The organism is Gluconacetobacter tumulicola (genome assembly GCF_014174215.1).
GTDB lineage: Bacteria > Pseudomonadota > Alphaproteobacteria > Acetobacterales > Acetobacteraceae > Gluconacetobacter > Gluconacetobacter tumulicola.
The window spans coordinates 1-1,064 of record NZ_JABEQL010000074.1; the positions used below are offsets into that span (position 1 = coordinate 1).

Consider the following 1,064-nt stretch of genomic DNA (forward strand, 5'->3'; position numbering starts at 1 on the left):
CACCCACTACGAGTTCGCCACGCCGCGCTTTCTCATAACGTGCCGTCAGGGACCGCTGCCGCAGAAGGTCCAGCTCATATTCGTTCAGGCTGCCCTTCAGACCGAGCAAGAGCCGGTCATTCCCGACACGCGGTGCGTAAATGGCCTCCTGATCGATCAGGAGCGTGTCGACGACGCGGCACATTTCGATGAGTTGCTGCCAGTCGCGGCTGTTCCGGGCGAACCGGGAGACCTCCAGGGCCGCGACCGCACCGACGCGCCCCAAACCCCAAACAGACCTCAGCCACCATGCGATCGAAGCCGACGCGCGTCACGCCGCCCGCTGCCGAGCAGCCCAGATCGTCGTCGATCACATCAATCGTCTGCCAGCCCAGGAGGGCGAGCCGTTCGCGCATGGCATATTGCAAGGCGCGGCTTTCCCTGTTGTGCTGCACCTGGTGCGCGGATGATTGTCGCACATACAGGATTGCCCTGCGCTCCAGATGACGTGGGCTGATCTTGTCACGAGTCATCGCGGGCCTCCTGCACGGCGCTGGGTCCGCGACCGCGCACGTGATCGAGGATCAGACGGGCCATCATCGACCGCAGATCGTTCCGCGCCTGCTGGGGAAGGTCCTTCCAGATCAGGTTCGGACAGGGCGGTTCGACCTCCTTGCCGCCGAACAGATCCGGCTGCGCCGATATCGTCCCCACACGGGAGCGCTGTCGTCCGTCGTGTCGCATGGTCCTCTCTCCGATTCCGGTCAGAAGAGAAGCCTGCGACGGTTTCAGATGGGTACGACGACAAAAAGCCCGTCAGCAACGATCGCAGATCATAAAGCGCCCCCAGGGACACGGTCGGATCCGGGGCCGGCCGCATCCCAGCGCAAGCCGCGCGATCAAGCATCCACGCCGGCAATCCAAGGAGCCTGACCGCTCCGGCGTCGGATAGGCGGCAGCGGGAAAGGACTTGGCCGCCCCGCTCAATCATCTCCTCGACGCACACCCAACGCCCAAACCAAGGGTGCCAGGGGTAGAGAACCTCCCGCTCGTCGGTATTATGGGTCTTGCAGAGTAGCGCTCTA

2 protein-coding genes are annotated in these 1,064 nt (G+C 63.9%); both read right to left on the bottom strand.

The window, feature by feature from the left end:
• Nucleotides 1-265, bottom strand: a 265-nt coding sequence (locus tag HLH29_RS19780; RefSeq protein WP_246374502.1) for a recombinase family protein, incomplete at its 3' end; no start/stop codon positions are given.
• 236 nt (nt 266-501) lie between these two features.
• On the bottom strand, nt 502-723 hold the full coding sequence (locus tag HLH29_RS19295; protein WP_182968985.1) for a hypothetical protein: 222 nt from the start codon (nt 721-723) through the stop codon (nt 502-504).
• Between the last annotated feature and the right edge of the window lie 341 nt (nt 724-1,064).